A 25,250-nucleotide genomic window follows, 5' to 3' on the forward strand; every position below is an offset into this window, starting at 1 on the left:
GGTGGGTCGACCACGCGCTGCCATGCAGCCGGTGCGGCCCGTGTGTTCAACCGGATATTTTCCAATGACCGAATCATTTGCAGAGCTGTTCGAACAGAGCCAGGAATACCTGGCCAAGCTGAAGCCGGGTGCCATCGTCACCGGTACCGTCGTCGAGGTCCGTGGCGACGTGGTGGTGATCAACGCCGGCCTGAAGTCCGAAGGCATCGTGCCGATCGAACAGTTCCGTAACGACGCCGGCGAGATCGACGTGGCCGAGGGCGACCAGGTCAAGGTCGCGTTGGACTCCATCGAGAACGGCTTCGGCGAGACCGTGCTGTCGCGCGAGAAGGCCAAGCGCGCCATGGTGTGGGACGAGCTCGAGGAAGCGCTCGAGAAGAACGAGACCATCACCGGCCGCATCAGCGGCAAGGTCAAGGGTGGTTTCACCGTCGACATCAAGGACGTCCGCGGCTTCCTGCCCGGTTCGCTGGTCGACGTGCGCCCGGTGCGCGACTCGACCTACCTGGAAGGCAAGGAGCTCGAGTTCAAGCTGATCAAGCTGGACCGCAAGCGCAACAACATCGTCGTCTCCCGCCGCGCGGTGGTCGAGAGCGAGCACTCGGAAGAGCGCGAGCAGCTGCTCGAGAAGCTGGTCGAGGGCGCCGTGCTCAAGGGCGTGGTCAAGAACCTCACCGACTACGGCGCGTTCGTGGACCTGGGCGGCATCGACGGCCTGCTGCACATCACTGACATGGCCTGGAAGCGCGTGCGCCATCCGTCCGAGGTGGTCGAAGTCGGCCAGGAGATGGACGTCCGCGTGCTCAAGTACGACCGCGAGCGCAACCGCGTCAGCCTCGGCCTCAAGCAGCTGGGCGAGGATCCGTGGGACAACATCGCGCGCCGCTACCCGGCCGACACCCGCGTGTTCGGCAAGGTCTCCAACGTCACCGATTACGGCGCGTTCGTCGAGATCGAGCCGGGCGTCGAGGGCCTGGTCCACGTGTCCGAGATGGACTGGACCAACAAGAACGTCAACCCGTCCAAGATCGTGCAGGTCGGTGACGAGGTCCAGGTCATGGTCCTCGACGTCGACGAGGAGCGTCGCCGCATCTCGCTGGGCATGAAGCAGGTCTCGTCCAACCCGTGGGAGACCTTCGCGGTCCTGCACAAGAAGGGCGACAAGGTCGAAGGCCAGATCAAGTCGATCACCGACTTCGGCATCTTCATCGGCCTGGAGGGCGGCATCGACGGCCTGGTCCACCTGTCGGACATCAGCTGGAACACCACCGGCGAAGACATCGTGCGCGAGTTCAAGAAGGGCGACACCCTGGAAGCCGTGGTGCTTGCGGTCGATCCGGAGCGCGAGCGCATCAGCCTCGGCGTGAAGCAGATGGAGCAGGATCCGTTCGGCCAGTACATGGCGTCGAACGCGCGTGGCTCGATCGTCAGCGGCAAGGTCAAGGAAGTCGACGCCAAGGGCGCGACGATCGAACTGGCCGACGGCATCGAGGGCTACGTGGCTGCCCGCGACATCTCCAAGGAGCGTGTCGACGACGCCAGCAAGGTGCTCAAGGTCGGCGACGAGATCGAAGCGCGCTTCATCGGCATGGACCGGAAGGGCCGCACGATGCAGCTGTCGATCAAGGGCAAGGACGAGGCGGAGATGCAGGAGGCCGTGGCCGACTACAACCGCTCGGCCGCTTCGGCCGAGGCCGCCAGCGGCACCACCAAGCTGGGTGCGTTGCTGCGCGAGCAGCTCAACAACAAGTCCGAGTAAAGCGGACGCTGTTTTGATGCCAGCTGCAATGCTGTGACAAGGGACGGCCTGGCTTCGGCCAGGCCGTCCTTTTTTCTGCCGGGGTTTTCCGCCCGGCCCCCATCCGAGTCGTCGCCCCACCCATGACCAAGTCAGAACTCATCGAGATACTTGCCCAGCGTCAGGCCCACCTGAAGGGCGAGGACGTGGACCTCTCGGTGAAGGCGCTGCTGGAAATGATGGGTGGCTCGCTGGCCAACGGCGAGCGGATCGAGATCCGTGGCTTCGGCAGTTTCTCCCTGCATTACCGGCCACCGCGGCTGGGACGCAATCCCAAGACCGGCGAGTCGGTCGCATTGCCCGGCAAGCACGTGCCGCACTTCAAGCCCGGCAAGGAACTGCGCGAACGCGTCAGCGACGCGATGCCGCTGGACGAGACCGACTGAGCCTCGATCCACTGCTGCCCTGCGTCGCAGGTCGGCTAAGCTATTCGCCGAACACGGAGCCGTCCGGAGACCGCCATGCGTTTGATCCGTTTTCTCGTCGCCATTGCCTGTCTTGCGGTCGGTGCCGTCGTGGGTGCCCTCAATCGCCAACCGGTCTCGATCGACCTGGGCGTGGCGTACATCCCGACCAACCTAGGCGTCGCCTTGATCGTCGCGCTGCTGCTGGGCGTGCTGATCGGCGGACTGGCCATCAGCGCCAGCCTCGTGTTGCCGCTGCGCCGCCGCCTCGCGCGGGCGGAACGCCAGCAACGCGTCGAGCCGGTTGCAAATCCAACTTCCGGGACCTGAGCCGTGGCCTTCATCAACGAGTGGTTCTGGTTTTTCCTGCTGCTGCCGATCGCGGCCGTCAGCGGATGGGTGATCGGCCGCCGCGGCGGCGAACGCCACAGCGACACCCAGGTCAGCCGGTTGTCGACGACGTATTTCCGGGGCCTCAACTATCTTCTGAACGAACAGCCCGACAAGGCGATCGAGCTGTTCCTGCACATCGCGGAACTGGATAAGGACACTTTCGAGACCCAGGTCGCGCTCGGCCACCTGTTCCGCCGACGCGGCGAGGTCGACCGCGCGATCCGGCTGCACCAGGCGCTGGTGCAGCGCCCGGGCCTGAGCGACCCGCAGAAGGTCCAGGCCTTGCTGGCGCTGGGCGAGGATTACATGCGCTCGGGCTTGCTGGACCGCGCCGAGACGGTCTTCAGCGACCTGGTCGACCTCGACATGCGCGCGCCGCTGGCGTTGCGCCACCTGATCAACATCTACCAGTCCGAGCGCGACTGGACCAAGGCGATCGAGAACGCGCGGCGCTACGAGGCCGCGACCAGCGAACCGATGGGCAAGCTGATCGCGCAGTTCGAATGCGAACTGGCCGATCGCCACCGGGCGGCCGGTGATCCCGAAGCGGCCCGCGCCGCGGTCGCGCGCGCCTACGAGGCCGATGCCAACTCGGTCCGTGCCGGCATGCTTGAAGGTCGGCTCGAGATCGAGGCAGGCCATGATGCCGGCGCCATCCGCGCGTTCGAACGCGTCGCAAGGAACGATCCGGACTACCTGCCGGAGGTATTGCCGGCGCTGCTGTCGAGTTACGAGCGCGTCGGCGACACCACCGGTGCGCGGGCGTTCCTCGCCGAAATGTGCGAGCACTACCGCGGCATCGCGCCGGTGCTGGCATTGACGCGCATGGTCGAATCGACGGACGGCATCGCTTCGGCGCGGGCGTACCTCGCCCAGCAACTCAAGGACCGCCCGTCGGTACGCGGCGAGGCCGCGCTGATCGACCTGACCCTGGCCGAGGGCGCCGACCCGTCGGCGACCCTGCACGACCTCAAGCACATCACCGACCAGTTGCTGGTGCGCAACCCGAGCTACCGCTGCAACCGCTGCGGTTTCGGCGCGCGCAGCCACCATTGGCAGTGCCCCAGCTGCAAGGAGTGGGGCACCATCAAGCCGCTGTTGAATTACGCGGTGGTCTGAGCGGAATGCTGGCGTGGTTGATCCTGCATTCCGGCATCGCGGCGGCCGGGACCTGGCTGGCGCGCCGCTACGCATTGCAACGCGACCTGCTCGACCACCCCGGTGAGCGCCGCAGCCACGCGGTCGCCACGCCCCGCGGCGGTGGCATCGCGATCGTGCTGGCGCTGCTGGTTGCCGCGGTGGCACTTGCCGTTCGCGACCCGTCGCAGCGCGTGTTGCTGGGTGCATTTGGCATCGGTATGACGCTGGTGGCCGGCGTAGGGATGGTGGATGACCATCGACCGTTGTCGCCATGGATTCGCCTGCTGGTGCATGCCGTGGCCGCGACGCTCTTCGCGCTTGCCGTCCAGTACGTGTTCGGCCTGGCGTGGCTGTCGTTGCTGGCGTTCGCGGCGACCATCGCCTTGACCAACATCTGGAACTTCATGGACGGGATCAACGGGATCGCGGCCAGCCAGGCGCTGTTGCTCGGCGTCGCGGGCGCATCGCTGGCGGCGGGAAGCTGGCTGCTGCTTGGCCTGGCCCTGGCGGCTGCGTGCGCGGGATTCCTGCCGTTCAATTTTCCGCGTGCCCGCATCTTCATGGGTGACGCCGGCAGCGGTGCCATCGGGTTTGCCGTCGCCGCGCTCGCCGTGGTCGTCGCCGGTATGCGGGGCGCGGATGCGGCGTGGTTGCTTCTGCCGCTGTCCGCGTTCCTGGTCGACGCAGGGTTTACACTTGCGCGTCGCATGTTGCGCGGCGAGCGATGGTGGCAGCCCCACGTCCAGCACGCCTACCAGGCTTGGGCACGACGCAGCGGTCACGCCGTCGTCACGCTCGCTTATGTCGCATGGACAGTGCTGGGCCTTGTGGCGATGACCGTGCTTCGCGGGTCTTCCACGGTTTTCATGCTGGCGTTCTGCCTGGCGTGGTATCTGTTCGCGGCCCTGGCGTGGTGGGCTTTGCAGCGGCCCGGGGCAGGGGCCGCAGAGTCAGGCGAAAAAAAATGAAAAAGGATGGCGAATGAGGACATGGCGGGACCGTTGGTCGAGTGGATTGCCGCGCATGGCGGTCGTGCTGCATGACCTGGCGATGGTCTGGGTGGTCTGGCAGGGATTGCATCGGCTCCGCTTCGGCGTGATGCAGAATCCGCCGAGCATGGCGTGGTGGTCCACCGAGATCGCCCTGGTCCTCGCAGCGCAGGGGCTGGTGTTCTGGCAGGTCGGCCTGTATCGCGGGTTGTGGCGGTTCGCCAGCGTTCCCGACCTGTGGAATATCTTCAAGGCCTGCGCGCTCGGCCTGTTCGCGATCGTGCTCGGCCTGTTCCTCTACAACCGTCTCGACATGGTGTCGCGCACCGTGTTGGTGCTTTACCCGATGGTGTTGATGGGCCTGCTCGGGGCGCCGCGCCTGCTGTATCGCGCTTGGAAGGACAGCAGCGTGGAGCAGGGCGACCAGGCGTCGGTGCGTATCCTTATCCTGGGCGCGGGACATTCGGGTGAGGCGCTGGTTCGCGACCTGCGCCGCTTCGGCAGCTACCAACCGGTGGGCTTCCTCGACGACGCGCCACGCCTGCGAGGAAGCAAGGTGCAGGGCGTGCCGGTGCTTGGCAAGGTCGATGACGTGATCGAGATCGCGCGCGAAACGGCGGCGCGGTTGCTGGTGATCGCGATGCCGTCGGCCGATGCCGATGCCATGCAGCGCGTCGTGGTTGCCTGCGAGCGCTCCGGGCTGCCGTTCCGGATGGTGCCGCGCCTGCGCGACGTGCTCGAAGGACGGTCGTTGCCAGGCGAACTGAAGGAGGTCGCGATCGAGGACCTGCTCGGTCGCCAGCAGGTCCTGCCGGACTGGAAGGCCATCCGTGGCTGGCTGGGCGCGCGGTCGGTGCTGGTGACCGGTGCCGGCGGGTCGATCGGTTCGGAACTGTGCCGCCAGTGCGCGCGCCACGGCGCCCGGCGGATCACCCTGGTCGAACGCGACGAACTTGCGCTGATCACCGCCGAAGCCAACCTGCGCCGTGACTTCCCCGACCTGGAATACCTGCCGGTGCTCGGCGATTGCGGCGACCCGGCAGTCATTTCCTATGCGCTCGACGCCGCGGAACCCGAGGCGGTATTCCACGCGGCGGCCTACAAGCACGTTCCGCTGCTCGAAACGCAGTTGCGCGAAGCAGTGCGCAACAACGTGCTGGCGACCGAGGCCCTGGCCCGGGCCTGCCGCGAGGCCGGCGTAGGCACCTTCGTGCTGATTTCCACCGACAAGGCGGTCGACCCCGGCAACGTGCTGGGCGCAACCAAGCGGTTGGCGGAAATGGCCTGCCAGTCGCTTGCCGACCAGCGCGGGACCCGCTTCGTGACCGTCCGCTTCGGCAACGTGCTCGATTCGGCTGGCAGCGTGGTGCCGCTGTTCCGCGAGCAGATCCGCAGCGGCGGACCGGTCACGGTGACCGACCCCGAGGTCACCCGCTACTTCATGACGATCCCGGAAGCCTGCCAGCTGATCCTGCAGGCATCGGCGATCGGGACGCACGAGGCCATCTACACCCTCGACATGGGCCAGCCCGTACCGATCCGGCTGCTGGCCGAACAGATGATCCGGCTCGCCGGCAAGCAGCCCGGTCGCGACGTCGCGATCACCTACACCGGGCTGCGACCCGGCGAGAAGCTGCACGAGACGCTGTTCCACGCGGACGAGCGCTACCGCGCCACAGCCCATCCGAAGATCCTGCAGGCGGAGCCGCGGGCGATCGCCGCGCGTGAGATCGAGGTCGGCGTGCAACAGCTGCGCGAAGCCTCGGACCGCTACGATCGCGCCACCATGGGTACGGTCCTGCGTGCGCTGGTCCCGGACTTCAAGCCCGTCGGCACCCACGCGCCGCAGTTGCCCGACGCCACCACGGTGGTCGCGTTCCCGTCACGATCCTCATCCCGGACCCCTTGATGTCTCCACCTCGTATCCGCAAGGCCGTGTTTCCCGTGGCCGGCCTTGGCACGCGCTTTCTCCCCGCCACCAAGACCGTCCCGAAGGAAATGCTGCCGATCATCGACCGGCCGCTCATCCAGTACGCGGTGGACGAAGCGATCGAAGCCGGCTGCGACACCCTGGTCTTCGTCACCAACCGCTACAAGCACGCGGTGGCCGACTATTTCGACAAGGCTTACGAGCTGGAACAGAAGCTCGAACGGGCCGGCAAGCAGGAACAGCTCGAACTGGTCCGCAACGTCCTGCCCAAAGGAGTTCGCGCGGTGTTCGTGACCCAGGCCGAAGCGCTCGGGCTTGGCCACGCGGTGTTGTGCGCGAAACCGGTCATCGGTGACGAACCGTTCGCGGTGATCCTGCCCGACGACCTGATCTGGAACCGCGGCGACGGCGCGCTGAAGCAGATGGCCGACGCCGCCGAGGCGACCGGCGCGAGCATGATCGCGGTGCAGGATGTCCCGCGCGAGGCGACCGGCAGCTACGGAATCGTCGCGACGGAGTCCTTCGACCGGCGCCAGGGCAGGATCAGCGCCATCGTCGAGAAGCCCCGGCCGGCGGACGCGCCGAGCAACCTTGCGGTCGTCGGACGCTACGTACTCAATCCGCGCATCTTCCACTGGCTGGAAACCACGGCGCCGGGCGCCGGCGGCGAGATCCAGCTGACCGACGCGATCGCTGCGTTGCTCAAGGAGGAGGCCGTGAACGCGTTCCGCTTCCAGGGCACGCGCTTCGATTGCGGCACCCATCTCGGCCTGATCGAGGCGACCATCCGCTATGCGCTCGACCACGAGAAGCTCAGCGACGCCGCGCAGCGCCTGATGCAGGATGCGCTGAGGGAACTGGGCGTCACCGAACTGGAGTAGCTCGATGGAGCCGTCCTACTACCGCGCGACGCTGCCGGAAAGGCGATCGTTCGCGCCGCTGGACGGTTCTGCCGAGGCGCGTGTCTGCATCATCGGTGGGGGCTTTGCCGGCCTCAACACCGCCCTTGGACTCGCGGAACGCGGGGTTCGCGACGTGGTCCTGCTGGAAGCCGGGCGGATCGGCCATGGCGCGTCGGGTCGCAATGGAGGATTCGTGTTCGGTGGGTTCTCGCGTGGCGAGGATGCATTGCTGCGCGAGCTGGGCCCCGGGCGGGCGAGGGCGTTGCACCGGGGCACGCTGGACGCGGTGGAGCTGATCCGCGGCCGTATCCGCAAGTACGCGATCGATTGCGACCCGGTCGAAGCGGGCGTGATCTGGGCCAACTGGTTCCGTGATCCCGCGGTGCTCCGCGCGCGTCAGCGGCTGCTTGCCGACCACTTCGGGGTCGACTGGGAATGGTTGCCCCGCGCGGAGTTGCGGCAACTCATCCACACCGGTCGTTACGGCGATGCGCTGCTCGAACGCCAGGGGTTCCACTTCCACCCCCTGAAGTACGTCGAGGGCCTGGGTACGGCTGTAATGGCGGCCGGTGTCGCGGTGCACGAGGACAGCCCGGCCATCGGGCTCGATCGCGCGGGCTCCAGATGGCGGGTTCGTACGGCAGGGGGCATGGTCAATGCCGACCAGGTTGTCCTGGCCTGCGGGGGTTATCTGGCTGGCCTGCGCCACGAGGTCGACGCCGGCGTCATGCCGATCGCGACCTACGTCATGGTCACCGAGCCGCTGGGCGCGCGCATGGACGAGGTAATGACTACGCGGGCGGCGGTCTACGACACCCGCTTCGCTTTCGACTACTACCGTCCGCTCCCGGACAGCCGGCTGCTGTGGGGTGGACGGATCTCGGTGCTCGACCGCTCGCCCGGTGCGGTCAAGCGGTTGTTGTACCGCGACATGCTGAAGGTCTTCCCGCAACTCGATGGCGTGCGCATCGACCATGCATGGTCGGGGTTGATGAGTTACGCGCGCCACCAGATGCCGCAGATCGGCCGGATCGAGGACGGGCTGTGGCTGGCGCAGGCGTTTGGTGGACATGGCGTCGCACCGACCACGTTCGCCGGAGAGGTGGTGGCCTCGGCGATCGCGGAGGGCGACACCCGCTGGCGCGAGTTCGGCGATTACGGGCTGGTGTCGGCGTTGAAGCCTGCCGGCTTCGTCGGCGCGCAGTTGAGCTACTGGTGGGCCGAGGCGAAGGACGCGTGGAAAGCCGCGCGCGAGCAGGGCGCGGGCCAACCCATGTAGGAGCGACGTAAGTCGCGATTTCACCGATATCCGGGATCGCCGTGCGTTCGCGACTTACGTCGCTCCTACATGGGGCGGATTCTTATCGCCCTTGAGGGGGCTCGATCGTGCCCATCGAGGGACGGGCACGATCTCCACTCTCGCGCCTAAAGCGCCTCGAACACCCCCGCCGCGCCCATGCCGGTGCCGATGCACATCGTCACCATGCCGTACTTCTGCCGTTGCCGGCGCAGGCCGTGCACGATCGTCGCGGTACGCACCGCGCCGGTCGCGCCGAGCGGGTGGCCCAGCGCGATCGCGCCGCCGAGCGGGTTGATCTTCGACGGGTCCAGCCCGCAATCGCGGATCACCGCCAGCGACTGCGCGGCGAAGGCCTCGTTGAGTTCGATCCAGTCGAGCTGGTCCTGGCTGATGCCGGCCTGCTTGAGCGCCAGCGGGATCGCCGCGATCGGACCGATGCCCATCACTTCCGGACGCACGCCGGCGACCGAGAAGCTGACCAGCCGCGCCAGCGGAGTCAGGCCGTAATCCTTGATCGCCTGCTCGGACGCCAGCAGCACCGCACCGGCGCCGTCACTCATCTGCGAGCTGTTGCCGGCGGTCACGCTGCCGCCGAACTGGCCGTTGCGGAACACCGGCCTGAGCTTGGCCAGTCCCTCGATGGTCGAGCCCGGACGCGGGCCTTCGTCGGTATCGACCAGCCGCTTGCGCAACTGGACCGTGTTGCCGGCGAGGTCGGGCACGTGCGACATGACCTCGAGCGGGCTGATCTCGTTCTTGAACGCGCCGGCCTCGATCGCCTTCAAGGCCTTCAGGTGCGACTCCAGCGCGAACTGGTCCTGGTCCTCGCGCGAGATCTTCCACTCCTCGGCGACCTTCTCGGCGGTGATGCCCATGCCGTAGGCGATCGCGACGTGGTCGTCCTTGAACACGCCGGGCGACAGCGCGACCTTGTTGCCCATCATCGGCACCATCGACATCGATTCGGTACCGCCGGCCAGCATCAGGTCGGCCTGGCCGAGGCGGATCTGGTCGGCCGCCAGCGCGACCGACTGCAGGCCGGACGAGCAGAACCGGTTGATCGTCTGGGCGGGCAGGGTGTGCGGCAGGCCGGCGAGCAGCACGCCGATGCGCGCCACGTTCATGCCTTGCTCGGCCTCGGGCATGGCGCAACCGATGATGGCATCGCCGATGCGGTTGACGTCCATGCCCGGCGCCTGCGCGATCACGGCCTTGAGCACGTGGGCGAGCATGTCGTCCGGACGGGTGTTGGCGAACACGCCGCGCGCCTTGCCGACCGGGGTGCGGGTGGCGGCGACGATGTAGGCGTCTTGAACTTGCTTGGTCATGGAGTCACTCCAGATTCGATGGGGTTTTCCGACACATGGATGTGTCGGCGCGGCGTCGCGAAGCGGCGTCGCGGCCATTGGTGAAAACCACGCTTTTCGCCAAGGGCGAAGAAGTCGCGGCAGGATGCCCGATCTTCTTCACCACTAATTCCGCAGCGGCTTGCCGGTCTTGAGCATGTGCGCGATGCGCTCCTGGGTCTTGGGCATCTGCGCCAGCGCCACGAAGTGCTCGCGTTCCAGCCGCAGCAGCCATTCCTCGTCGACCACCGAGTGCCGGTCGACCTCGCCACCACACAGCACGGTGGCGATGCGGGTGGCGATCTCGTAGTCGTGCTGCGAGATGAAATAACCCTCCAGCATGTTGACCAGCAGCATCTTGAAGGTGGCGATGCCGACATCGCCGGCAACGCGGATGCCGCGCGCGGGCAACGGCGGGCGATAGCCCGACTCGGCCAGCGCACGGGCCTGGGCCTTGGCGACGTGCAGCAGCTCGAAGCCGTTGAACACGACCACGTCGTTCTTGCGCGCCAGCTGCAGGTTCTTCGCTTCAACCGCCGAGGTGGAGACCTTGGCCATCGCCACGGTCTCGAACACGGTCTTGAGCTCGGCGAACACGTCGCCGTTGGCGCCGGCCGCCTCCGAGGCGCGCACCGCCAGCTCCTTCAGGCCACCACCGGCCGGAAGCAGGCCGACGCCGGCCTCGACCAGGCCGATGTAGCTCTCCAGCCCCAGCACGGTGCGCGCCGAGTGCATCTGGAATTCGCAACCGCCGCCCAATGCCAACCCGCGCACCGCCGCGACCACCGGCACCAGCGAGTACTTGATCGCCATGCTGGTGCGCTGGAAGTTCTCGACCATCGCCTCGAAGCCCTTGACGTCGCCGGCCTGCAGCAGGCCCAGCGCGCCGGCCAGGTCGGCACCGGCCGAGAACGGCTCCTTCGGCTGCCAGATCACCAGCCCGCGGAAGTCGCGCTCGGCGATCCGCACCGCTTCCTGCAGGCCGTCGAGCACGTGGTCGTTGACCGTATGCATCTTGGTCTTGAAGCTCACGACCGCGATGTCGTCGCCCCCGCTTTGGCCGGAATCGTCGGCCCACATGCGGATGCCGTCGTTCTCGAACACCGTGCGACCCTGCGACGCCTTCTCGCCCAGCAGCGCGTCCGGGAAGCGCTGGCGCGCGTACACCGGGTTGGACGAGCGCGGCACCATCGCATCGCGCGCCGGGCTGTAGCTGCCGGCGTTGGCGTGCACGCCCTCGCGGCCGTCGAACACCCAGTCGGGCAACTCGGCGTTGCTCATCGCTTCGCCGGCGACGATGTCCTCGGCGATCCAGTCGGCGACCTGCTTCCAGCCCGCCGCCTGCCAGCTCTCGAACGGACCGATCGACCAGCCGTAGCCCCAGCGCATCGCGAAGTCGACGTCGCGCGCGGTCTCGGCGATGTCCTTGAGGTGGTAGGCGCTGTAGTGGAAGGTGTCACGAAAGCAGGACCACAGGAACTTCGCCTGCGGGTGGTCGGACGCGCGCAGCGCGGCGAACTTCTTCGCCGGGTCGCGCTCCTTCAGCAGCGCGGCAACCCCGGGGTCGAGCTCCGGGTTCGACGGCCGGTAATCCTGCGTCTTCAGGTCGAGGACGAGGATGTCCTTGCCTTTCTTGGTGTAGACGCCGGCGCCGGTCTTGGCGCCCAGCGCGCCTTTCTCGACCAGCCCGGCCAGCCACTTCGGCGCCTTGAAATACTTGTGCCACGGGTCGTCGGGCAGGGTGTCGGCCATGGTCTTGATGACATGGACCATGGTGTCGAGCCCGACCACGTCGGCGGTGCGGTAGGTCGCCGACTTCGGCCGGCCGATCGCCGGGCCGGTCAGTGCGTCGACGGTGTCGAAGCCGAGCTTGGACTGTTCGGTGTGGTGCATCGCCGCCAGCATCGAGAACACGCCGATGCGGTTGCCGATGAAGTTCGGGGTGTCGCGCGCGATCACCACGCCCTTGCCGAGGGTGGTGGTCAGGAAGGTTTCCAGGTTCGCCAGCACCGCCGGGTCGGTGGCCTTGGCCGGGATCAGCTCGGCCAGGTGCATGTAGCGCGGCGGGTTGAAGAAGTGCACGCCGCAGAAGCGTGGGCGCAGCGCTTCCGGCAGCACGTCGGCGAGCTTGTTGATGCCCAGCCCGGAGGTGTTGCTGGCCAGCACCGCGTGGTCGGCGATGTGCGGGGCGACCTTCCGGTAGAGGTCCTGCTTCCACTCCATCTTTTCGGCGATCGCCTCGATCACCAGGTCGCAGCCGTCCAGCAGGTCGAGGCCGGTCTCGTAGTTGGCGGCGACGATGCGCCTGGCCAGGGCCTTGTCGGCGAGCGGAGCCGGGCTGAGTTTGGCCAATCCGGCGATCGCCTTGTTGACCACGCCGTTCGGGTCGCCGTCCTTCGCCGGCAGGTCGAACAGCACGGTATCGACGCCGGCATTGGTCAGGTGGGCGGCGATCTGCGCGCCCATCACGCCGGCGCCGAGGACGGCGGCACGACGTACAAGTAGTTTCTCGGACATTTTCAGTAACTCCTTGATAAATTTGTTTTTATCGCCCGGGGTGAACAGCTCAGCTCTTGAAGCCCGCCGCCGCAAACCGGATCAACTCTCGCGCCGCGCGCTCCCGGTGGGCCTTCTCGGCCGTGCCGGTGGGCCGCTTGATCAGGCCGAAGTCGGCCATGGCGTAGGTCAGCGCGCCGGCGAGGAAGTCCAGCCGCCAGTACAGCTCTTCCTTGCTCAGCGCAGGCACGCAGGCCGCAATCGCCTTGGCGAACTCGCGCAGGACGTGGCCGTAGTGGTCGGACAGGAACTTGCGCAGGCTGTCGTTCTTTTCCGCATAGGCGCGGGCGACAACGCGGACGAAGGCGGCGCCGCCGTGGCGGTCCTGGGCGATCGCGAGCGCGGGTTCGACAAACGCGGCCAAGATCGGCTCCAGCTCGCCTGGGTGCTGTTCCAGCGCGGCTTTCAGCGCCGACAGCCGGTGCGCGCTCATGTCGTCCATGCGGCGCCGGAAGACCTCGTTGACGAGATTCTCCTTGCTGCCGAAGTGGTAGTTGACCGCGGCGATGTTGACGTCGGCGCGGCTGGTGACCTGGCGCAGCGAGGTTCCGCTGAAGCCGAACTGGGCGAACAGATCCTCGGCGGCTCCGAGGATGCGGTCCTTGGTGGAGAAGTGGGTGGTGGCGGCCATGGTCGTCCGGAAGGTTGGGTGCCCCGCAGCGGCGGGTTAATCAAACGCTTGTTTGATGCTACGACCGGGCGAGGGCGGCCGTCAACGCGGGCGCCGGCATGAACCGCAAAACAATGCGCCGGGGCACTGCAAAACCGCATGACGATCCGGTAGTATTACCGCAGCCATATCGGCTAAACCCGCGTCCCGACGCGGGTTTTTCTGTTATCCTCGGGCGCGAACCCAGGCAATAAAGGGTCGCGGCCCGCCTATCCGGAGATATCCCCATGGCGCTGGAGCGCACCCTGTCCATCATCAAGCCCGACGCCGTCGCCAAGAACGTCATCGGCGAGATCTACACCCGTTTCGAGAAGGCCGGCCTCAAGGTCGTCGCCTCGAAGATGAAGCACCTGTCCAAGGCCGAGGCCGAGGGTTTCTACGCTGTCCACCGCGAGCGTCCGTTCTTCAACGCGCTGGTCGAGTTCATGATCTCCGGCCCGGTGATGATCCAGGCGCTCGAAGGCGAGGGCGCGGTGCTCAAGAACCGCGACCTGATGGGCGCCACCAACCCCAAGGAAGCCGCCGCCGGCACGATCCGCGCCGACTTCGCCGACAGCATCGACGCCAACGCGGTGCACGGCTCGGACAGCCTGGAGAACGCCGCGATCGAGATCGCGTACTTCTTCCCGGCGACCGACGTCTACGCGCGCTGATCGATTGAACCAGAAGCCATGACCCGCACCCGCGACACCATCGACATCGCCCTTGCCGACGCTTCAAGCGAAGCCGGCGCCGCGAAGCCGTGGGCGGCGTCCGTGCGGGACACGGCCGGCAATGCCGCGGCGGGGTCGAAGACGAATATCTTCGACCTCGACCGCGTCTCGCTGGAGGACTTCTTCGAGAACGTCCTCGGCGAAAAGCGCTATCGCGCGCACCAGGTGATGAAGTGGATCCACCACCGCTACGTCACCGACTTCGATGACATGACCGACCTCGGCAAGGCGCTGCGCGCCAAGCTGCACGAGTACGCCGAAGTCCGTGCGCCGATGGTCCTGCTCGAGAAGCCCTCCGCCGACGGCACCATCAAGTGGCTGATCGGCATGGACCCGAAGAACGCCATCGAGGCGGTCTACATCCCAGACAAGGGTCGCGGCACCCTGTGCGTGTCCAGCCAGGTCGGCTGCGCGCTCAACTGCACTTTCTGCTCCACCGCCACCCAGGGCTTCAACCGCAACCTGACCACCGCCGAGGTGATCGGCCAGGTCTGGATCGCCGCCCGCCAGCTCGGCAACCTGCCGCACCAGCAGCGCAAGCTGACCAACGTGGTGATGATGGGCATGGGCGAGCCGCTGATGAACTTCGACAACGTCGTGCGGGCGATGAGCATCATGCGCGACGACCTCGGCTACGGCCTGGCCAACAAGCGCGTGACCCTGTCGACCTCCGGCCTGGTGCCGCAGATCGACCAGCTCGGCCAGGCCAGCGACGTCTCGCTGGCGGTGTCGCTGCACGCGCCCAACGACGCGCTGCGCACCGAGCTGATCCCGCTCAACAAGAAGTACCCGATCGCCGAGCTGATGGCGGCCTGCCAGCGCTACGTCAAGCGCAAACCGCGTTCGTCGATCACCTTCGAATACACCCTGATGAAGGGGGTCAACGACCAGCCGCAGCACGCCCGCGAGCTGGCCCGCCTGATGCGCCAGTTCGACAACGCGGTGCAGATGAAGGACGCGGCCAAGGTCAACCTGATCCCGTTCAATCCGTTCCCGGGCACGCGTTACGAACGGTCGGCCGAGGCCGACATCCGCGCGTTCCAGAAGTTGTTGCAGGAAGCGCGGGTGCTCACCACCGTGCGCAGGACCCGCGGCGACGACATCGATGCCGCCTGCGGCCAGCTCAAGGGCCAGGTCGCGGACCGCACGCGCCGGCAGGCGGAGTTCCGCAAGACACTCGACGCGCAAGGGGGCCGGGATGCTGCCGCCTGAGCGCGGAATCGTTGTCCGGGGACCCGTCGGGGGGCTGCTGCTGGGGCTGGTCGTGATGGTGGCGATGGCCGGCTGCAACCGGCTGAGTTTCATCAAGCCCGATTACACGCGGAGCGATTTCCGCCGTACCGCGCCGGAACTCGATGTGGTGACCGACGACCGCAGCAAGAGCACGGTCAAGGCCCGGACCGCGGTCCAGCAGGGCCAACTTGCCTATACGAAGGGCGACCTCGATGGCGCGCGGAAAGCCGCCGTGGACGCGCTGAAGAGCAATCCGGACTTCGCCGCCGCGCATACGTTGCGCGCACTGGTCGCCGATGCGGACGGCGAGGTCGAGGTGGCCGGTGACCACTACCGGCGAGCGATCGAGCTGGCCCCGCACGACGGCGGCACGCTCAACAACTACGGGACCTGGCTGTGCGCCAACGGCCGCGAGCAGGAGTCCCTGCAGTGGTTCGACCGCGCACTGGCGGATCGCGGCTACCGCACGCCGGCGGCGGCGATGGCCAACGCCGGGGCCTGTGCCGTCAAGGCCGGGCAGGGCGGGTTGGCGGTAAAGTACCTGGACGCGGCGCTTGCGATCGACCCGCAAAACCCGGTCGCGCTGGCGGCCATGGCCGAGCACGAATTCCGTGCCGGTCGCGCGTTCCACGCGCGGGCATTTTCGCAACGCCGGCTGGCGGCTGCACCCGCGGATGCCCGCTCGCTGTTGCTTGCGTCACAAATCGAGGAAAAACTCGGCGACAAGGATGCCGCAGACGGATACGTTCAAAGGCTGAGGGCGGAGTTTCCCGATATATCGGGCTCCGGAGCAGGGGAAAACGGGAAACGATGATGCACCCGAACACGATCGCGCCCGAAGGCGTCGATAGCTTTGGCATTCGCCTCATGCAGGCGAGGCAACGCGCGGGGCTCTCCCAGGAAGAAGTCTCGGCACGGCTGAAAATGCCGGTGCGCGTGATTCGCGCACTCGAATCCGACGACTGGGCCCGGATTGGCGCGCCGGTATTCGTACGTGGCCAGCTGCGAAGTTACGCCCGGCTGCTGGACGTCGACCTGGACCTGGATGCGATCCGCACCGAGGTCGGGCCGGTCACGCCGTCGGACCTGGTCAGTCACAGCCATACACCGCGCTACCGCCGGATGTTCGAGCAGGTGACCCGTCGTGCGGTCTACATCGGGATCACGGCGATGATCGCGGTACCGGTCTGGCTCGCGACCCAGCAGCACCTCTCGAACGACCTGAGCGTGCAGTCGTTCGACCTTCAACAGTCGGTGCCGGTCGAGACCGGCAAGGCGCCGCCGTCCACGGTGCGCAAGCCGGTCCAGCGCAAGCCGCTGATCGCATCCATGGGCAGCATGAACGGAACGCCGGTGGATGCGCCCGCGTTGTCGATCGAGTTCAACGACGAAAGCTGGGTGCAGATCTTCGCGCCCGACGGAAGCAAGCTCGAACAGGGCCTGCTGCCCGAAGGCGAACGACGCAGCTACGGCGAAGGCGAGGTGGGCCGGCTCGTGCTCGGCAACTCGTCCGCGGTCGAAGTCCGCCAGGACGGCCGGCCGGTCGACCTGGAGCCGTTCAGCCGCGCGAACGTGGCGCGCTTTACGCTATCCTCTGACGGCTCCCTCGCGCCGGTCGCCGACTGACCCGCGTCGCGGGTCCGCTGTTGCCACGGCCGTACATCGGCCGTGCCGGCATTTCCACCGGCCCGCTCGCGGGCCAGTCCTCACCAATTGCCTCCGGCCCGTGGCCGGGGCGGGATGGCAGCTAGCGCATGGCAATCGACGATCCACTTGACGAACACGAACAAAGCGAACGCGTCCTCCTCTGGCTTCGCGAAAACGGCGCCGGCCTGATCGGCGGCATCGTACTCGGCCTGGCGGCGATCGGCGGCTGGAAATGGTGGCAGCAGCAGCAGTCACAGCAGCAACTCGCCAGGGCCGACCAGTACCAGGCTGCGATCAATGCGATCGAGGCCGGCGACGGGCAGGGTGCCGCCAAGGTCGATGGGCTGGGCGAAGGCGTCTACGCCAACCTCGCCGGCCTGGAGTTGGCCGCATCGCAGGTAGCGGCCAAGGACAACGCGGCCGCCATCGAAACGCTGCGCTCGATCAAGCCCGGCAACGCCGCCATCGCCGACATCGTGAACCAGCGCCTGGCCCGCCTGCTGATCGCCACCGACCAGGCCGAAGCCGCGCTGGCGCTGGTCGACACCGCCGATACCCCGACCGCGCTGCAGGTCCGTGGCGATGCCCAGTACGCCCTGGGCCAGCCCGACAAGGCCCGTGAGTCCTACCAGCAGGCGCTGACCCGGCTCGACGTGGCGTCGCCGCAGCGTCGCGTGCTCGAACTCAAACTCGCGGAAGTCGGCGGGACCCCCACCAGTACCGAGGCACAGTCTTGATGAAGTCCGCATCGACTCCCCGCACCCCTGGCGCCACGCTCGTCCGCGCCGGCGCGATCGCGCTCTGCCTCGCTTCGCTCGCCGGCTGCAGCACCATCAAGGGCTGGTTCGGCGGCAAGGACGACAAGAACACGGAGCCGGCCAAGCTGACCGACATCAATCCGACCACGACCGTCAGCAAGGTCTGGTCCGCCGATGCGGGCAAGGGCGAAGGTCTGCTGGGCGCGCGCCAGGGGCCGGTGGTCGCTGACGGCAAGGTCTACGCGGCCGCGGTCGAAGGCGGCGTCCATGCGTTCGACCTGCAGACCGGCCGGACGGTCTGGACCCACGAAAGCGAACTGCGCCTCAGCGGCGGCCCGGGTGCCGGCGACGGGCTGGTCGCGGTGGGCAGTCTCGAGGGCGACGTCATCGTGCTCGACGCCGCCACCGGTGCCGAGAAGTGGCGCGCGAAGGTGGGCAACGAAATCATCGCGGCACCCGCCATCGGCATGGGCATGGTGTTCGTGCGTTCCAACGACGGCCGGGTGACCGCGTTCGATGCCGCCAATGGCGAACGCCGCTGGTTCTGGAACCATGATGTGCCGGCCCTGTCGGTGCGTGGCAACGACTCTCCCGTGGTCGGCCCGGGTTTCCTGTTCATAGGCAACGACGACGGCACCGTCAGCGCGCTGTCCGCCCAGGATGGCCGCCCGCTGTGGGACCAGGCGATCGGGCAGCAGGAAGGCCGCACCGAACTCGACCGCATGGCGGACGTCGACGGCGCCCCGGTCCTCGAGGGCACCACCCTCTATGCCACCAGCTTCAAGGGCCAGACCATGGCCATCAATGCCCCGACCGGCCAGCCGATGTGGCTGAGCGACAACGGCGGCCCGGGCCAGGTGGCGGTCGCCCCCAGCGTGGTGGTGATCACCGAGCCGGGCGACACCGTGTTCGGCCTGGAGAAGACCGGTGGCAGCGCGATGTGGCAGCAACCGGCGCTGGCCCGCCGCAACCTCACCGCACCGGCCATCCACGGGAGCTATGCGGTCGTGGGTGACTACGATGGTTACCTGCACTGGCTGGACCTGGGCACCGGCGAATTCGCCGCCCGCGCCCGTGCCGGTGGCGACGCGCTGCGCGCCACGCCGGTGGTGGCGGACGGGATCCTGATCGTGCAGGACGTCGACGGCGGACTGAGCGCGTTCCGCCTCGGGCAATGACCCCGAACCCTCCAAATTCCGGCTGAACCCCCATGCTCCCGCTAGTCGCGCTCGTTGGTCGTCCCAACGTAGGTAAATCAACGTTGTTCAACGCGCTGACGCGCAGCCGCGACGCCCTGGTCCACGACCAGCCCGGGGTCACCCGGGACCGCCATTACGGCGTATGCCGGCCGGAAGGCCAGCGGGCGTTCGCGGTGGTCGATACCGGCGGCATCGCCGGCGAGAGCGAGCATCTTGTCGAGGGCCTGCTCGGCGCGACCGCCCGCCAGGCCCGCGCCGCCGCGGCCGAGGCCGACCTCGTGCTGTTCATTGTCGACGGTCGCGAAGGCGCGTCGGCGCTGGACGACGAGATCCTCGCCTGGCTGCGCAAGACCGCGCGGCCGACGATGCTGGTGATCAACAAGACCGACGGCATCGACACCCAGGCCGCGCTCAACGACTTCGCCCGCTACGGTTTCAGCGAGGCCGTTGCGGTGTCCTCGGCGCATCGCCAAGGCATCGACGAGCTGATCGACGAGGTCATCGGACGCTTGCCGGAGGAGGGTGCCTCGACCGAGCTCGACGACGACCCCACGCGCATCCGCATCGCTTTCATCGGCCGTCCCAACGTGGGCAAGTCGACCCTGGTCAACCGGTTGCTGGGCGAGGAGCGGATGATCGCGTCCGACGTGCCCGGCACCACCCGCGATTCGGTCGCGATCGACATGGAACGCGATGGTCGCCTGTACCGGCTGATCGACACCGCCGGCCTGCGCCGCAAGTCGCGGGTCGACGAGGCGGTCGAGAAGTTCTCGATCATCAAGACCCTGCACGCGATCGAGCAATGCCAGGTCGCGGTGATCATGCTCGATGCCGGCGAAGGCGTGACCGACCAGGACGCCAGCGTGCTCGGTTACGCGCTCGACGCCGGCCGGGCGCTGGTGGTCGCGGTCAACAAGTGGGACGGGCAAAGCGATTACCAGCGCCAGCAGGCCGAGGCATTGCTGTCGCGCAAGCTGGCGTTCGTGGACTGGGCCGAGGCGATCCGGATCAGCGCGAAGCACGGCTCCGGGCTGGGTGAACTGTTCAAGGCGATCCACCGCGCCCACGCCTCGGCGACGCACGAGTTCAGCACCAGCGAAGTCACGAAGGCGATGGAAATCGCCTACGAGACCAATCCGCCGCCGGTCGTGCGCGGTCACGTCGCCAAGTTGCGCTACGCCCATCCGGCGGCCAGCAACCCGCCGACTTTCGTCGTCCACGGCAACCGCCTGCGCACGCTCAGCGACACCTACAAGCGCTATCTGGAGAACTTCTTCCGCAAGCGTTTCAAGCTGGTCGGCACCCCGATCCGCTTCGTCTTCAAGGAGGGGGCCAACCCCTACGAAGGCAAGAAGAACGTGCTCAGCGAGAAGCAGATCGCCAAGAAGCGCCGCCTGATCCGGCACGTCAAGCGCGGTAAGTAGACCGCGAGCGCCCGCGACGGCGGATAATGGCCGCATGGCCATCGAAATACTCGCCCCCGCCGCCGCCCGCGAACGCCAACTCGCCGGTGCCATCCTGGTCGATGTCCGCGAATCGCACGAACGCGCGATGGGCATGGCCGAAGGCGCGGTGGGGGTGGCGCGCAGCGACCTCGAGGCCGGGCCCGCGACCACCTTGCCCGACCGCGATGCGGACGTCCTGCTGATCTGCGAGCTGGGTGGACGCTCGCTGAAGGCGGCCCAGGTGCTCATCGACGCCGGTTACCGCCGGGTCGCCTCGGTCGACGGCGGGACCACGCGCTGGCGCGAAGAGCAGCTGCCATTCGCGCAGCCCGCCGGCGACGTCGACCTCGATTTCCACGACCGCTATTCCCGCCATCTGCGACTCCCGGAGGTCGGCGAGGCCGGCCAGCGCAAGCTGCAGCAGGCGAGGGTGGCGGTTGTCGGCGCCGGGGGGCTGGGCTCGCCCGCCGCGTATTACCTGGCGGCCGCCGGTTTCGGAACCCTGGTGCTCGCCGATGACGACGTGGTCGAGCGCAGCAACCTGCAACGGCAGATCCTGCATACCGAAGCGCGGATCGGCGTGCCCAAGGTCGAGTCGGCCGCGATCGCGCTTTCGGCGCTCAACCCGAAAATCGAAGTCCGAACCTTCCCGGAGCGCATCGGCAGCGACAACGTCGAGCGCCTGATCGCCGACGCCGACGTGGTACTGGACGGTGCCGACAATTTCGCCGCGCGCTACCTGCTCAACGACGCCTGCGTGAAGCTCGGCAAGCCGCTGGTGTACGGCGCCGTGCTGCGTTTCACCGGCCAGGCCAGCGTCTTCGATGCGGGGCGCCATCGTGGCCGGTTGCCCTGTTACCGCTGCCTGTTCCCCGAACCACCGTCCGCGGAAGATGCACCCAACTGCAGCGATGCCGGCGTGCTGGGCGTGCTGCCCGGGGTGGTCGGCATGTTGCAGGCGACCGAGGTGATCAAGCTCATCCTCGGCATCGGCGAGCCGCTGGCCGGCCGCCTGCTGCACTTCGACGCACTGGCGATGCGGTTCCGCGAAACCCGCCTGCAACCCGATCCTGCCTGCGTCGTCTGCGCGCCGGGCAGGGCGTTCCCCGGATACATCGACTACCAGCAGTTCTGCGCGGGCTGATTCACGCCCGGGAAGCGCATGCACACCCCGGTCACGCCAGTCGCGGACGATGCGACAGATGCGCGGGAGGCCGGGAGGCGGGATGGGAGGTCATTGGCTACGGCGACGGTTCGAGGCTGCGGCCCTCCTGCTGCTGTTGGCCGTCATACCGTCCGTGGCAACGGCCGCTGTCGTTTGCGCGGGAACCGACCCATCCCGCGCAACCACGCTGGGCGAACGCATCTCCGCGGTCGCCTGCCGCGAGAACGCGCTCTGGTATCGCCCCTTCATCAACCTGCATGGCCAACTCGCGAGCATGGCCCTGTCGGAAGCGGAAACCGGCCTTCTCCAGGACGGCGCCACCCCCGCCTGGAAGCGCGTCGCCGAGTACTGGCGCGGCAGCGGGCTGCTGTGGGGAATGAATTCGTTCCCCGGTGCCGCCGCCTGTGCCCGAGCCGTCAATGCCGACTTCGGCTCGCCCGACTGCCGCGCCTTCCTGATCGACCGCCCCTGGTCGGCCGCGTTCATCTCGTTCGTGCTGGTGCGGGCGGGGGTGCCGGGCTTCAGGCCATCGGCGCGGCACATCGACTATGTCCGCGATGCCTATCTGAGCCCGGGCAGCAGCCCGTTCCTGTTTGTCGATCCGGATATCGCCTTGCCAACCGCAGGCGACCTGCTCTGCTATGCCCGCGGCACGACGTCGTTCGGTTACGCGGGGCTGCAGGCGTGGATCGCGGCCAATCCCGACGCGGCACTGGCGATGCATTGCGAAATCGTGACCCGTAGTGCCGATGCCCACACGGCCTACCTCATAGGCGGCAACGTCCTGCAAAGCGTCACCCTGCGGATGCTTGGGTTGAACCGCAGCGGGCGGTTCTGGAACCTGCCACGCGGCAGTGACATCGGCTGCAGTCCGGGCAACCAGGCGGTCTGCAATTTCAACCGGCACGACTGGGTTGTCCTGCTCAAGCTGAAGCCGTCACTGCAGGCAGTGCCCGTGACCCCGATACCCGGGCAACCGGTGGAGCACGGCAAGTGTTGCGTCCAGTGCGTCGTCGGCGCCGGCATACCCCGGTGTCCGGCCAGCCACTGAGCTTGCGATAATGGCGGCCAGATCGTCTCCAAGGCCACCGTTCCATGACCCATACGTCCGACACTCCGCAGCACGCTGCCCGCATCCTCGACGGCAAGCGCATCGCGGAGGATCTCCTTGACAGCCTCAAGGCCCGGGTCGACGCGCGGATGGCCCAGGGCAAACCGCGTCCGGGACTGGCGGTGGTGCTGGTGGGGCAGGACCCGGCGTCCGCGGTGTACGTGCGCAACAAGCGTCGCGCCGCAGAGAAAGTCGGCATCCGCGCCATCGATTTCGACCTGCCGGCGGAGACCACCGACGACGAGCTGCTGGCCCTGATCGATCGTCTCAACGCCGACCCGGACGTCCACGGCATCCTGGTCCAGTTGCCGCTCCCCGACCGCCGCGATGCCTCCAGGCTGATCCACCGTATTTCGCCGGCCAAGGACGTCGACGGCTTCCACCCGGAGAACGTCGGCCACCTGGCGTTGCGCGAGTTCGGCCTGCGCCCGTGCACCCCGCGCGGCATCACCACCTTGCTGGCCTACACCGACCGGCCCGTGCGCGGCGCCAGTGCGACGATCGTCGGGGTCTCCAACCATGTCGGCCGGCCGATGGCGCTGGAACTGCTGATTGCAGGCTGCACCACCACGTCCTGCCACAAGTTCACCCCGCCCGATGTACTGGAGGCGGCGGTACGCGGCGCGGACATCCTGGTGGTCGCGGTGGGCCGCCCGCGGCTGATCCCCGGCGAGTGGGTCAAGCCGGGCGCGGTGGTGATCGACGTCGGCATCAACCGGCTCGACGACGGCCGGCTGGTCGGCGATGTCGGCTTCGAGGAGGCCGCGCAACGGGCCAGCTGGATCACCCCGGTGCCGGGTGGGGTGGGGCCGATGACGGTTGCGACGCTGATGGAGAACACCCTGGAGGCCGCTGAAGCGGCGGACAATCAGGAGTAGCCCCGGCACCTGCGAAAGCGCTCCGTGTAGGAGCGACGTAAGTCGCGAACGCACGGCGATTCCGGGGACCGCGGAATTCGCGACTTACGTCGCTCCTACAAAAAGGCGGGGTTGGCTCCTTGCGGTGGTGGCCACGGCTTTTCCGCCATTCCGCCCCCTCGCAAGCCCACCGAACGCGGTACAATGACGCGCTTCATCCTCCCCGGGCCGCCCCATGTTGCGCATCCAGGCTGAAGCGCTGACCTACGACGACGTATCGCTCGTCCCCGCGCATTCCACCGTCCTTCCCAAGGACGTCTCGCTCACCACCCGCGTCACCCGCGACCTGTCCATCCGCCTGCCACTGCTGTCGGCGGCGATGGATACCGTCAGCGAGGGACGACTGGCCATCGCGATGGCCCAGTTGGGCGGCATCAGCATCATCCACAAGAACATGGGCTTGGCCCAGCAGGCCGCGCACGTCGCGCAGGTCAAGACCTTCGAGGCCGGGGTGATCAAGTCGCCCTTCACGGTCGGCCCCGAAACCAGCATCGCCGACGTGCTCAAGCTGACCCGCACGCGCAACATCTCCGGCGTGCCCGTGGTCGACGGCGGCCAACTGGTCGGCATCGTCACCAGCCGCGACATGCGGTTCGAGACCAAACACGACGATCCCGTCCGCCACATCATGACCAAGAAGGACCGGCTGGTGACGGTGAAGGAGGGGGCCAGCGACGAGGAGGTGCTCGGGCTGCTGCACAAGCACCGGATCGAGAAGGTGCTGGTGGTCAACGACGGCTTCGAGCTGCGCGGGCTGATCACGGTCAAGGACATCCAGAAGAAGTCCGACAACCCCAACGCCGCCTACGACAGCAGCGAGCGCCTGCTGGTCGGCGCCGCGGTGGGCGTCGGCGGCGACACCGAGGCGCGTATCGAGGCACTGGCCGCGGCCGGGGTCGACGTGGTGGTGGTCGACACCGCGCACGGCCACTCGCAGGGCGTGCTGGAGCGCGTGCGCTGGGTCAAGAAGAACTTTCCGCAACTGCAGGTCATCGGCGGCAACATCGTCACCGGCGATGCCGCGCTGGCGTTGATGGACCACGGCGCGGACGCGGTCAAGGTCGGCGTCGGTCCCGGCTCGATCTGCACCACCCGCATCGTCGCCGGCGTCGGCGTGCCGCAGATCACCGCGATCGACATGGTCGCCGAGGCCCTGCAGGACCGCATCCCGCTGATCGCCGACGGCGGCATCCGCTATTCGGGCGACATCGGCAAGGCGCTGGTCGCCGGCGCATCGACGGTGATGGTCGGCGGCCTGTTCGCGGGCACCGAGGAGGCCCCGGGCGAGGTCGAACTGTTCCAGGGCCGCAGCTACAAGAGCTACCGCGGCATGGGCAGCATCGGCGCGATGGAGCTGGGCTCCAAGGACCGCTACTTCCAGGATTCGTCCGATGCCGACAAGCTCGTCCCGGAAGGCATCGAGGGCCGGGTGCCGTACCGCGGTCCGCTCGGCGGCGTGGTCCACCAGCTGATGGGCGGCCTGCGCGCGACCATGGGCTATGTCGGCTGCGCCACCATCGAGGACATGCGCAAGAAGCCGCAGTTCGTAAAGGTGACCAGCGCCGGTTCGCGCGAGAGCCACGTGCACGACGTGCAGATCACCAAGGAACCGCCGAATTACAGGGCCGGCTGAT

The 25,250-nt window shown here is 67.6% G+C and carries 22 protein-coding genes; 19 read left to right on the forward strand and 3 right to left on the reverse strand.

Features of this window, described 5'->3' with window-relative positions; translation table 11 throughout:
* Positions 1 to 64: 64 nt before the first annotated feature.
* From rpsA to ACT9AS_RS08365, 8 genes are all read left to right on the forward strand, one after another.
* Positions 65 to 1,759 carry a 30S ribosomal protein S1 gene (gene rpsA, locus ACT9AS_RS08330; protein WP_445099646.1) on the forward strand — a complete coding sequence of 565 codons (1,695 nt, stop codon included), beginning with the start codon at positions 65 to 67 and terminating at the stop codon, positions 1,757 to 1,759.
* A gap of 122 nt (positions 1,760 to 1,881) precedes the next feature.
* Positions 1,882 to 2,184 (forward strand): integration host factor subunit beta, encoded by a 303-nt coding sequence (locus ACT9AS_RS08335; RefSeq protein ID WP_445099647.1) that lies wholly within the window; start codon positions 1,882 to 1,884, stop codon positions 2,182 to 2,184.
* A gap of 75 nt (positions 2,185 to 2,259) precedes the next feature.
* Positions 2,260 to 2,532, forward strand: a complete 273-nt coding sequence (locus tag ACT9AS_RS08340) for a lipopolysaccharide assembly protein LapA domain-containing protein (RefSeq protein ID WP_445099648.1) — start codon at positions 2,260 to 2,262, stop codon at positions 2,530 to 2,532.
* A 3-nt stretch (positions 2,533 to 2,535) separates the two neighbouring features.
* On the forward strand, positions 2,536 to 3,714 hold the full coding sequence (gene lapB, locus ACT9AS_RS08345; RefSeq protein WP_445099649.1) for a lipopolysaccharide assembly protein LapB: 1,179 nt from the start codon (positions 2,536 to 2,538) through the stop codon (positions 3,712 to 3,714).
* Between the two features lie 8 nt (positions 3,715 to 3,722).
* Complete coding sequence (locus tag ACT9AS_RS08350) at positions 3,723 to 4,703, forward strand: lipopolysaccharide biosynthesis protein (RefSeq protein WP_445099799.1); 981 nt, start codon at positions 3,723 to 3,725, stop codon at positions 4,701 to 4,703.
* Between the two features lie 13 nt (positions 4,704 to 4,716).
* Positions 4,717 to 6,633 carry a polysaccharide biosynthesis protein gene (locus ACT9AS_RS08355; protein WP_445099650.1) on the forward strand — a complete coding sequence of 639 codons (1,917 nt, stop codon included), beginning with the start codon at positions 4,717 to 4,719 and terminating at the stop codon, positions 6,631 to 6,633.
* Positions 6,633 to 7,535 carry a UTP--glucose-1-phosphate uridylyltransferase GalU gene (gene galU, locus ACT9AS_RS08360; protein WP_445099651.1) on the forward strand — a complete coding sequence of 301 codons (903 nt, stop codon included), beginning with the start codon at positions 6,633 to 6,635 and terminating at the stop codon, positions 7,533 to 7,535. Before ACT9AS_RS08355 ends, galU begins: the two co-directional genes overlap by 1 nt.
* A gap of 4 nt (positions 7,536 to 7,539) precedes the next feature.
* Positions 7,540 to 8,835: an FAD-dependent oxidoreductase gene (locus ACT9AS_RS08365; RefSeq protein ID WP_445099652.1), complete on the forward strand. Its 1,296-nt coding sequence runs from the start codon at positions 7,540 to 7,542 to the stop codon at positions 8,833 to 8,835.
* A 146-nt stretch (positions 8,836 to 8,981) separates the two neighbouring features.
* On the opposite strand, the gene ACT9AS_RS08370 is transcribed toward ACT9AS_RS08365, so the two are convergent.
* The 3 genes from ACT9AS_RS08370 to ACT9AS_RS08380 form a co-directional block, all read right to left on the reverse strand.
* Complete coding sequence (locus ACT9AS_RS08370) at positions 8,982 to 10,184, reverse strand: acetyl-CoA C-acyltransferase (RefSeq protein ID WP_445099653.1); 1,203 nt, start codon at positions 10,182 to 10,184, stop codon at positions 8,982 to 8,984.
* A gap of 144 nt (positions 10,185 to 10,328) precedes the next feature.
* Entirely contained in the window at positions 10,329 to 12,719 is a 2,391-nt protein-coding gene (locus tag ACT9AS_RS08375; RefSeq protein ID WP_445099654.1) for a 3-hydroxyacyl-CoA dehydrogenase NAD-binding domain-containing protein, read from the reverse strand.
* Between the two features lie 49 nt (positions 12,720 to 12,768).
* Positions 12,769 to 13,389 (reverse strand): TetR family transcriptional regulator, encoded by a 621-nt coding sequence (locus tag ACT9AS_RS08380; RefSeq protein WP_445099655.1) that lies wholly within the window; start codon positions 13,387 to 13,389, stop codon positions 12,769 to 12,771.
* Between the two features lie 266 nt (positions 13,390 to 13,655).
* Between ACT9AS_RS08380 and ndk the strand changes: the two genes are divergently transcribed.
* The 11 genes from ndk (at position 13,656) to guaB (ending at position 25,249) form a co-directional block, all read left to right on the forward strand.
* Positions 13,656 to 14,081, forward strand: coding sequence for a nucleoside-diphosphate kinase (gene ndk / locus ACT9AS_RS08385; protein ID WP_445099656.1), 426 nt, complete (start codon positions 13,656 to 13,658; stop codon positions 14,079 to 14,081).
* An 18-nt stretch (positions 14,082 to 14,099) separates the two neighbouring features.
* Positions 14,100 to 15,353, forward strand: a complete 1,254-nt coding sequence (rlmN, locus tag ACT9AS_RS08390; RefSeq protein ID WP_445099657.1) for a 23S rRNA (adenine(2503)-C(2))-methyltransferase RlmN — start codon at positions 14,100 to 14,102, stop codon at positions 15,351 to 15,353.
* Positions 15,340 to 16,188: a type IV pilus biogenesis/stability protein PilW gene (gene pilW / locus ACT9AS_RS08395; RefSeq protein WP_445099658.1), complete on the forward strand. Its 849-nt coding sequence runs from the start codon at positions 15,340 to 15,342 to the stop codon at positions 16,186 to 16,188. Before rlmN ends, pilW begins: the two co-directional genes overlap by 14 nt.
* Positions 16,185 to 17,000 (forward strand): RodZ domain-containing protein, encoded by an 816-nt coding sequence (locus ACT9AS_RS08400; RefSeq protein ID WP_445099659.1) that lies wholly within the window; start codon positions 16,185 to 16,187, stop codon positions 16,998 to 17,000. Before pilW ends, ACT9AS_RS08400 begins: the two co-directional genes overlap by 4 nt.
* A 128-nt stretch (positions 17,001 to 17,128) precedes the next feature.
* Positions 17,129 to 17,758: a tetratricopeptide repeat protein gene (locus tag ACT9AS_RS08405; protein ID WP_445099660.1), complete on the forward strand. Its 630-nt coding sequence runs from the start codon at positions 17,129 to 17,131 to the stop codon at positions 17,756 to 17,758.
* Positions 17,758 to 18,957 (forward strand): outer membrane protein assembly factor BamB, encoded by a 1,200-nt coding sequence (gene bamB / locus ACT9AS_RS08410; protein ID WP_445099661.1) that lies wholly within the window; start codon positions 17,758 to 17,760, stop codon positions 18,955 to 18,957. The genes ACT9AS_RS08405 and bamB overlap by 1 nt, the downstream gene beginning before the upstream one ends.
* A 32-nt stretch (positions 18,958 to 18,989) precedes the next feature.
* On the forward strand, positions 18,990 to 20,402 hold the full coding sequence (der, locus tag ACT9AS_RS08415) for a ribosome biogenesis GTPase Der (RefSeq protein ID WP_445099662.1): 1,413 nt from the start codon (positions 18,990 to 18,992) through the stop codon (positions 20,400 to 20,402).
* A gap of 34 nt (positions 20,403 to 20,436) precedes the next feature.
* Positions 20,437 to 21,567, forward strand: coding sequence for a molybdopterin-synthase adenylyltransferase MoeB (moeB, locus tag ACT9AS_RS08420; RefSeq protein ID WP_445099663.1), 1,131 nt, complete (start codon positions 20,437 to 20,439; stop codon positions 21,565 to 21,567).
* A 154-nt stretch (positions 21,568 to 21,721) separates the two neighbouring features.
* Complete coding sequence (locus ACT9AS_RS08425; protein WP_445099664.1) at positions 21,722 to 22,639, forward strand: DUF2272 domain-containing protein; 918 nt, start codon at positions 21,722 to 21,724, stop codon at positions 22,637 to 22,639.
* A gap of 44 nt (positions 22,640 to 22,683) precedes the next feature.
* Positions 22,684 to 23,577 (forward strand): bifunctional methylenetetrahydrofolate dehydrogenase/methenyltetrahydrofolate cyclohydrolase FolD, encoded by an 894-nt coding sequence (gene folD, locus ACT9AS_RS08430; protein ID WP_445099665.1) that lies wholly within the window; start codon positions 22,684 to 22,686, stop codon positions 23,575 to 23,577.
* Positions 23,578 to 23,791: 214 nt separating this feature from the next.
* The gene (gene guaB / locus ACT9AS_RS08435) at positions 23,792 to 25,249 is read left to right on the forward strand and encodes an IMP dehydrogenase (protein WP_445099666.1); all 1,458 of its coding nucleotides are present in this window, start codon (positions 23,792 to 23,794) and stop codon (positions 25,247 to 25,249) included.
* The last annotated feature ends 1 nt before the right edge of the window (position 25,250 follow it).

The sequence above is a fragment of the Lysobacter sp. F60174L2 genome, from assembly GCF_052547135.1.